The 8,161-nt window shown below is 58.2% G+C and carries 8 protein-coding genes and 1 tRNA gene; 5 read left to right on the forward strand and 4 right to left on the reverse strand.

The annotated features are described in order from the left end of the window. The coding region (locus PHP59_RS10065; RefSeq protein WP_300166577.1) for a hypothetical protein at positions 1-187 on the forward strand (187 nt) is incomplete at its 5' end. A 175-nt stretch (positions 188-362) separates the two neighbouring features. On the opposite strand, the gene PHP59_RS10070 is transcribed toward PHP59_RS10065, so the two are convergent. Beyond that, entirely contained in the window at positions 363-3,023 is a 2,661-nt protein-coding gene (locus PHP59_RS10070; protein ID WP_300166579.1) for an aminotransferase class V-fold PLP-dependent enzyme, read from the reverse strand. Between the two features lie 309 nt (positions 3,024-3,332). Here PHP59_RS10070 and fdhD point away from each other — a divergent pair, with 309 nt between their 5' ends. Together fdhD and PHP59_RS10080 are read left to right on the forward strand one after the other, a co-directional pair. Further along, complete coding sequence (gene fdhD / locus PHP59_RS10075) at positions 3,333-4,100, forward strand: formate dehydrogenase accessory sulfurtransferase FdhD (RefSeq protein WP_300166581.1); 768 nt, start codon at positions 3,333-3,335, stop codon at positions 4,098-4,100. Between the two features lie 33 nt (positions 4,101-4,133). Beyond that, a tRNA-Gln gene (locus PHP59_RS10080) sits at positions 4,134-4,206 on the forward strand. Between the two features lie 552 nt (positions 4,207-4,758). Here PHP59_RS10080 and PHP59_RS10085 read toward each other — a convergent pair. Continuing rightward, positions 4,759-5,472 carry a helix-turn-helix domain-containing protein gene (locus tag PHP59_RS10085; RefSeq protein WP_300166583.1) on the reverse strand — a complete coding sequence of 238 codons (714 nt, stop codon included), beginning with the start codon at positions 5,470-5,472 and terminating at the stop codon, positions 4,759-4,761. A 271-nt stretch (positions 5,473-5,743) separates the two neighbouring features. Between PHP59_RS10085 and PHP59_RS10090 the strand changes: the two genes are divergently transcribed. Continuing rightward, entirely contained in the window at positions 5,744-6,523 is a 780-nt protein-coding gene (locus PHP59_RS10090; protein ID WP_300166584.1) for a DUF3307 domain-containing protein, read from the forward strand. Between the two features lie 291 nt (positions 6,524-6,814). On the opposite strand, the gene PHP59_RS10095 is transcribed toward PHP59_RS10090, so the two are convergent. Beyond that, positions 6,815-7,015: a type II toxin-antitoxin system HicB family antitoxin gene (locus PHP59_RS10095; RefSeq protein WP_366943749.1), complete on the reverse strand. Its 201-nt coding sequence runs from the start codon at positions 7,013-7,015 to the stop codon at positions 6,815-6,817. A gap of 83 nt (positions 7,016-7,098) precedes the next feature. On the opposite strand from PHP59_RS10095, the gene PHP59_RS10100 reads away from it, so the two are divergent. Next, positions 7,099-7,545 (forward strand): CBS domain-containing protein, encoded by a 447-nt coding sequence (locus tag PHP59_RS10100; RefSeq protein ID WP_300166586.1) that lies wholly within the window; start codon positions 7,099-7,101, stop codon positions 7,543-7,545. Here PHP59_RS10100 and PHP59_RS10105 read toward each other — a convergent pair. Then, on the reverse strand, positions 7,523-8,161 hold a 639-nt coding region (locus PHP59_RS10105), incomplete at its 5' end, for a cation:proton antiporter (protein WP_300166588.1). The genes PHP59_RS10100 and PHP59_RS10105 overlap by 23 nt on opposite strands.

The raw sequence follows: 8,161 nt of genomic DNA on the forward strand, positions 1-8,161 counted from the left end.
GATGAGCACCGTCCGGTCGGCGGTCCGGATGACCGTCGCCATCGACCGTGCGCCGAGCGACTCAGCCCCGAGGATCGCGATCTGCACGGCACCGCTTCTGTCCGCGGGGGAGAAGATACCTCTGTCCTGGGGGGTATGGGAAGTCCTGAGGGTAGAGAAAAAGTGCTTCTGTAATACTCCTGTCTGAGGTGCCTGTGTATCGGTGTCTCTTCCGGGGGGCTGCCGCCCCCCAGACCCCCCGCACTTAGGATAGGGAGGCGTATGGCAATCTTCGAAATAGCTCCTTGGAACTACCGGGAAGAAAAGCGGATCCTCACCCCTCATATGAGGTTTTTCTCTGCTCCGCCAAAAAAGAATATTATTCAGAGGCCGCGGCAGATCTCCGCCACGCTTGCGACGAGGAGGTCCACCTCCTTCCTGGTGGTGTACAGGGCGAGGCTCGCCCGCACCGTCCCCTCGGGGAGGCCGAGGTGCTCCATGAGGGGCATGCAGCAGTGGTGCCCCGACCGCACCATGATCTCCGCGCCCTCGTCGAGCTGCTGCGCGACCTCGTGCGGGTGCAGGCCGTCGATGGTGAAGGAGACCACCCCGATGCGGGCCGCCGGGTCTTCGGCCGCGTAGACGTGCACACCTTCGATGCCCTTCAGCCCGTCGATGAGGCGGGTGGTGAGTTCCTCCTCGTATTGCCTGACCTCCTCCATCCCGATCTTTTCCAGGTACCCGACCGCCGCGCCGAGCCCGATGCCGCCGCCGATATTCGGCGTCCCGGCCTCGTACTGCTGGTAGCCTGCCGCCGGGGTGAAACCGTCGGCGGTGACCGCCTCGACCATGCCGCCGCCGAAGACCGTCGGTTCGAGGATGGGCTCCTTCATCCAGAGGACGCCGGTCCCGGTCGGCCCGAGCATCTTGTGGCCCGAGAAGCAGAAGAAGTCGCAGCCGATACGGGCAACGTCGACCGGCATGTGTGGGACGCTCTGCGCCCCGTCCACCAGGAGGAGAGAGCCGTGCTCATGGCAGATCCGGGCGATCTCCTCCACCGGTGTGACCGTGCCGAGGACATTCGAGGCATGGGTGACGGCGACGAGGCGCGGAGGCGCGGCCTCGACCGCCTCCCTGAAGGCGTCGAGGTCGAGGGAGGCGTCGGGTTTGATCGGTATGACCACGACCTCGACGCCCTGCTTTTTCAGGTGCGTCCAGGGCAGGAGGTTGGAGTGGTGTTCCAGGATTGTCGTGACGACGCGGTCGCCGGGCTTCCATGAGAGGCCCTGCGCCACCATGTTGACCGCCTCGGTGGTGTTCTTCGTGAAGACGGTGACGCCGTCCTTCCCACCGATGAAGGCGGCCACCTTCTCGTGGGCGTGCCAGTAACGCTGCGAGGCGATCTGGGTGAGACGGTGCACGCCCCGGCCGACATTGGCGCGGTACCTGTGCTCGAACTCGACCATCGCCTCGACCACTGCCTCGGGCGAGAAACTTGTCGCCGCGTTGTCGAGGTACACGATGTCCCCCAGGATCGGGAAGTCCCGGCGGATCCTCTCCACCGGGAAGCCCTCCTCTTCGATCTCGGGGCCGGGCGCTGCTTCTCCCCGGACGGCTTCGGCAGGCCGCACGACCTTCTCTTTTGTTGCACGCACACTGTAGTCGTCGTTGAAGGCGATCCCCCTGTTCCTGCAGACCTCCCGCATCTTCGGGGGCAGGGCGCGCCACCGCCAGAGTCCCCACCGGCAGTACTCGTCGGGAAGCCCCTTTCTTTCGGCCCATTTTTCGAGGAAGGCGTCCCAGCGCGCAACCATGTCCGGGTGCGTCTCCCTCAGCAACTCGTATTCGCTCTCCAGCATCGAGGGGCAGAGGAAGCACCCGATGCGTTCGAGCCCCATATCATAGAGGGGGTTGATCTCCACCTTCTGCCACCAGAGGTAGAGGAAGACTTCGAGCGCCCGCCAGGTCCGGATCGGGGAGACGTTCAACTGCAGGGGGTTTGCCGGGTTCTGGCTCGTTTCTTCAAGGCTCGCACGGTTCCAGGACTCGTACCAGCGGTTGCCCTGCACGGTGACGCAGGGGCCGACCCCGGCGAGGTAGAGTTTGAGAGGCTGGAGTTTCAGGAGTTTGCAGCACCAGCGGTTGTCCTTGCCGGGTGGCCCGGCCTTCTCCACCGCCTGCCAGAAGTCGCCGCCCTTCTCGATGATCTCGACGCCGGGTCGGGAGGCGACAAAGTCGAGGGTCTCCCTGATCTCGATGCCGGTGTCGATGAAGAACGCCTTCTCGATCCCTGCCTTGCGTGCGAGGTGGAGGACCGCCGTGCTGTCCTTGCCGCCGGAGAACGAGACGTTCGCTGTCGGGCGGTCGTTCATGTGCCTGCGGATGGTGCGGATGGCTTCCTGTTCGAGGTTCTTGAGCTGGGTCTGGTTCTTCCTGATCGCGACGTTCCAGTCGGGGTTTGCAGGCCTGCGTGTCTCCACCGTCACGACTTCCTTCACCCTGATCTGTCCCTCTTTCACGGTGCCGGTGCCGTACCTGTTCCTGTACTTCACGATCACCGTCCCTTCGGGGACATTGGCGGTGAGGGTGAACTTCTTGCCGCCGATCCGTCCCCTGACTTCGCCGGGAGCCGCGACGCTATCGAGGTCGACGATCCCTTTGCTTGCATGGTCGAGGATGTACGGGAGTGCCTCGGGGGCGATGTCAAAATTGAACCGCCGGTTCACGGGGTCGAAGGTGAGCCAGCCGAAGCGCCCGCCATGCGCGATGACGAGGTCGGCGCGGTCGACCCCGCCGGTCTTGTTCAGGAGCATGATCCGGGGAAGGGGGACGGTGCCGAACTGTTCGTGCACGAGCCTGGTGATGAGGTCCATGTCCCCTTTCAGCGCGGGGCGCACCTCATAGGGCTGGAGGAGAGAGATTTTTTTCCCTTCGGCCCCGCACCCGCACTTCTGTCCGATCAGGGGGACATTGCAGCGGTCGCACCAGAAGAGGACCTTTTTTACCGGCGGTTCGCGCCCCATATACATTTCTTTGTTACTCATGAGTGGTCTGCCCCGGGTGTATCCCTGCGGTGTATTCACAATTGTGAATGTCGCGCCGTACTATCTGCATGCCTCCTATGTATAGATTGTTTTCCTGCCTTTCGGCCGCGGGTGTTTCCCGGTGTACTGTCTGAAACTTTGTTTCATGGGCGATTCTCCGGAACCTGTCTACCGAACATAGATATCGGCATGGCAGGAACCTGTATATCGGATCGTGTCCTCCTCTCTGACGCCTGCCCGGGGGGGCGACACGGCGAAACACAGGTCGACCGCCCGGAATGATCTCCCGGATCGACAGAGGAAGAGTGTATGTTCAGAAAAATACCCTGCATCCGTTTTGACGGCGAAGGATTCGAGACGATCGCTCACGACGTCGTGGAAGAACTTCCTGTGGCCCTCTTCGTCAACGGGAGGCATGCGATGACTGCGATGATGAGCCCGGGCAACTTCGAGGATTTTGTCGTCGGCTATCTCTTCACCGAAGAGATCATAAAGGGGCCCGAGGAGATCGAGTCGATCAAGGTCGAGAAGAACAGGGTGAGCGTCCTGACGACGAACCCGTTCAAGTCCATCGGGACAAAGAAGACGATCCTTTCGGGCTGCGGGGGGAGCGTCTCGTATATCGACACGGAGAAACTCCCGAAGGTCCGCTCCGACCTCACGGTCACGCCCGCCGAGATCCTCGGGGCCGTGCAGTCGGTCCTCACCTCGGAGCTCCACACGGCGACCGGCGGCGTCCACATCGTCGCCCTGCTCGACCGCGAGAAGGTGATCGCGGTCGCGGAGGATATCGGCAGGCACAATGCCCTCGACCGGGTGATCGGTTACGGCCTCCGGAACGGCGTCGACTTCTCCCTGACCTATGTCGTCTCGTCGGGCCGCATCTCCTCGGAGATGGTCCGCAAGTGTCTCGTCGCGAACATCCCCCTGATCGTCTCCCGCGGTGCGACGACCTCCCTCGCGGTGGAGACGGCGGAGAAGACCGGGCTCACGGTGGTGGGGTTCGCGCGGGGGGGAAAGTTGAACATCTACAGCCATCCCGACAGGGTTGAGGGTGCGGATCAAAAAACAGAATGATATATCTGGAAAACCAACAGGTACCGACCGTTCACCCCCGTAGTGTAGTGGTCAATCATGCAGGACTTTGGATCCGGCGACCCCGGTTCGAATCCGGGCGGGGGTATTGAACACTCTGTTCTAAATTCAGAGTTTATCCCAAAACTGATCCGAACCCTCAGTCACGCCGATGAAATGACTCCCATTCGGTTCTGAAAAATCCTGTTCTGGCGTCTGTTCCGGGGGATTTCAGCGAAGACCCATGGTCTTCTTGACTTGCTGACGCTCGCCACTCGAAAATCAGAGATTTACTCAAGGTCGCTATCGCTCACCTCCCCCCGGTCTCGAAAGCCTTCGGCTCATGGCACATCACAGATGTGCCTGCTCAGGAGATCTCCGATCTCCTGTGTTCTCATGCTCGCTGGCGCTCGCACCCCCCATCATTGCGATAGGGGGTGGAGGGCAATCTCCTTCATCAGGATCTCTGTTCTCTCTTCCCTGACCCTATCCTGTTTCGGGGGTCCGGGGGCTTCAGTCCCCCGGCAGAGAGTTGGGGGAAGGCGGTGGTTTCGCACTATTCTTTATGGAATTCTGAAAGACATCGACCCGATCATGAAATTTTCTCCCGAGTCCCGTATGCAGAGATTGGGGGAGTGGATGAGAGTTTTGGGATGACCTCTCAAGCAAGGTTATCGATTTTTATTTTTAGATCTCTGGAATTTGATTCTAAATTCAATGCTTCCCGGATCTTGCGTTGATATCTGGCTATGATCTTCTTTATGATGTCGTAATCGGTCTTTTTGATCCGATGCGAGATTGCGGATTGTGATACTCCTGATTTCTCGGCAATCTCTTGCTGTGACAATCCTTTGAAGAGATAGATCAGTGCCTCTGCCTGCTTGGGTGTAATAGAATCGAAAGAGCGATCGAGAAAGGCACAGTAGATCTCGAACTCTTCATTGATACCGGCCCATGGAGTTTTCACGACCAGTTTTTTTCTGTCGTTCTTCATCCTGTCCAGTTCGGGGCCGGAGTTTCTGAATGCCTCCCCGTCCCCTTCACTGACTGGCCTGTCTTCAGGGAGGTAGTCGACGGTGCCGATGCCTGCTGCCACCCTTGCATCGAGGTGGTCCTGCCTGAGATTCCCGGAATATTTGCTCGAAATGAGGGCAAGTCGTATGAGAATTGCATCTTCAAGAGCGTTTTCCGGATTTCGTGTTATGCCCTGGAATGAATCCCCTCTGAAAATTGAATATGGCTTTATATTGTTTTTTCCTGCGTCTTCGAGAGTATTTCTAATAAACGCGATCAACTCGTCGCCATATTTATCCTTTAATTTTGTTGATTTGATTATATCGCCTGTTAAAACCCCGTAGATCCACCCATCGGCCATATAAACCCGTCAACTCCCGCACATGTCATATGTCAGATCTCTTTACTTATAGTTTGTCAATTATGAACTCCACAATTGATAATTGCAATATATGAATTCTATAACTAATAATTGTGTTATATGAACTCCATACTTAATAACTCTTTAAAAAAATTCTGTGTATGATTTCAGAGTGCTGATCCACTGCTATTTGTTTGAGGATAAAAATCGAGGTATCCGGCAATTCCAGAACGTTTATTATGCGCTGCCGCACATCTGTTCCCGATAGCGGATGGATCCCCTGACAAAGATGAGTTTAGCCTTTTTCTTTTCATTGGTTATTTCTAATCTCCTGGTTGATTTTGTTCTTCAACCAGATCGCTGGGTTGCGGATAAAACCAAAAATAAATGGCACTCGTCTTGTCTATATCTGCACGGCGCCCTTGCCGGCGTCCTCGCTTTTGTACCGACTCTTTATTTTTGTGGTTGGACTCTGGCGATAGGGGTCTTTATCATCGTCTGCCTCACTCATCTCATTATTGATGGTTTTAAGGCATATTTGAACGATACAGACGGGAATTCCGCGACATACAAGGATGTCCGTCTTTTTTTCGTAGACCAGGCGCTCCATATTTTGGTGTTGATACTGATCTGGTGGTGTATCTGTGGCCTCAACCCGGCACCGTCGAATCTGTATTTTGATGATGTCACGATCTACAACGTGATCGTCATCCTTCTTGGGTATCTCATTGTCCTCTGGCCGGGGGGCGTCTTTATCGGGAAACTCATGGGTTATATTGAATTAAAGGCGAACAAAGAGAAAAAAGGAACCGAGGATGACGGGTTAAAAAATGCAGGGACATATATCGGTTATCTCGAACGTTTTTTGATACTCTCTTTCATTCTCGTGGATCAATATGTTGCCATAGGATTTTTAGTGGGTGCAAAGGCGATATTCCGGTATACTGATAAAAGAGACATTAGCGAATACATTCTCACCGGGACGCTGCTAAGTTACAGCGTTGCAATACTTGTCGGGACGGGTGTTGTATATCTGTTAAACCTCGCCTGATCCCTTTTTATCTGCCTCTCTGTGACGTCCGACCTGGTTACTGCCGCCTCGTCTTTTCCTGATCCTCTACCTCACCATATCCGGCGTCCGACCGTGCCCGGGTCACCTCGGTGTCGTCGGCGAGATGGCGCCGCAGTCGTCGGGACAATGCCGGGTGGTCGGCCCGACAATGGTTTTGCAGTGTGGGCACTGAACGGGAACCATACTCTCGTCGGGAGTGAGGAGGCCGTCTGCCTGCTTCGGATTTTGAAAGAGATTCTGAGATGGTCTTGCATGCACCTTATTGCACAGTCACATAGGACGCGAACGACTGCGGCTCGGGCACCGGGAGGCCGTCTTCGATAGTCCCCTGACATGCGTCTCGATGACGACCTGCATCTTCTCCTCCGCCTCCTCCCGCGTCTTCCCTGTCGCCACGCACCCCGGCAGGTCGGGAGAATATGCCGAATAGTTCCCTTCCGTCTTTTCGATAACGATGAGATATCGATACATTCTCATCACCTCTTTCATCCTGCCTGTTTGAAAATACCCCCCCAAAACCTCTATACCCCTCCACCCCCACACACCACCATCCCATGCAGCCCACCGACATCCCTGTCACCGCGGTCATGGCAGAGGTCGTCACCACCATCGGCCCCGACACCCCCCTGCCCGAGGTCTTCGAGCGCTTCGCCGCACCGGGCTGCACCGACCTCGTCGTCGCCGGGGAGGACAACCGCTTCCTCGGGTTCATCACCGCCCTCGACCTCCTCGCCGCCGTCGGGCCGGTCGTCGGGGTGCGGAGCCGGAAAAAGACCGCGTGCCTGGAGTGCCTCCTCAGGCGCGACGCCACGGTGGCCGCCGACATCATGACGCGGAGCCACATCACCGTCCCTGCCGCGGCCACCCTCAGGGAGGCGATGGAGGCGATGGAACGCTACCGCTACCCTGTCCTCATCGTCGTCGACAGGGACGGCGTCGCCGTCGGCAGACTCGAGGTCTGCATGATCGTTGCCCACCTCAGGGTGGCCGGCCACCTGTAGGGAGCCACCGCCGGTATGCGGCTGCCATCAGGGCCGGGGTGACGACGACCGTGACGATGACCGTCACCATGAAGGCCGAGAAGAGGGGGCGCGTGATCAGGCCGCCGAGGAGGGCGACCTTCGCCACCACCAGGGTGATCTCCCCCCGCGGGCAGAGGCCGATGCCGACGATCAGGGCCTCGGCCCGGCTTGCCATAAAGGGGAGGGCGCCGAGGTAGCCACCGAGGATCTTGCCTGCAAAGGCGACGGCGACGAGGGGCAGGACAAGGGGGGAGAGGACGATCTCCGGGCCCGCCTCGAAGAGCAGGCCGACGGACGCAAAAAAGATCGTCACGAAAAATCCGAACGCGAAATCGGCAAGGCCGTCGAAGAGTTCCCTGTCGTTCCTGATCTGGTCGCCGAGGAGCAGGCCCGCGAAGAATGCCCCGATCGCATAGTGAAGACCGGCGAGGTTGGAGAGCCAGCCCATCAGCAGGGCGACGGCGATCGCCGCCGAGTACGGCATCTCGTGCGTCCTGCTCTGCCGCGCCCTGACCAGAATGTACGGCAGGAGGCGCTTCCCGATAAAGATGCTCCCCAGGATAAAGGCCGCCCCCGCCGCCACCGTGTACACCAC

It is taken from the genome of Methanofollis sp., assembly GCF_028702905.1.
GTDB lineage: Archaea > Halobacteriota > Methanomicrobia > Methanomicrobiales > Methanofollaceae > Methanofollis.

What these genes read in the sequence shown, in the direction of transcription:
- PHP59_RS10070 (WP_300166579.1), bottom strand. Translation starts at nt 3,023, where the DNA reads ATGAGTAACAAAGAAATGTATATGGGGCGCGAACCGCCGGTAAAAAAG.
- fdhD (WP_300166581.1), top strand. Translation starts at nt 3,333, where the DNA reads ATGTTCAGAAAAATACCCTGCATCCGTTTTGACGGCGAAGGATTCGAG.
- PHP59_RS10085 (WP_300166583.1), bottom strand. Translation starts at nt 5,472, where the DNA reads ATGGCCGATGGGTGGATCTACGGGGTTTTAACAGGCGATATAATCAAA.
- PHP59_RS10090 (WP_300166584.1), top strand. Translation starts at nt 5,744, where the DNA reads ATGGATCCCCTGACAAAGATGAGTTTAGCCTTTTTCTTTTCATTGGTT.
- PHP59_RS10095 (WP_366943749.1), bottom strand. Translation starts at nt 7,015, where the DNA reads ATGTATCGATATCTCATCGTTATCGAAAAGACGGAAGGGAACTATTCG.
- PHP59_RS10100 (WP_300166586.1), top strand. Translation starts at nt 7,099, where the DNA reads ATGCAGCCCACCGACATCCCTGTCACCGCGGTCATGGCAGAGGTCGTC.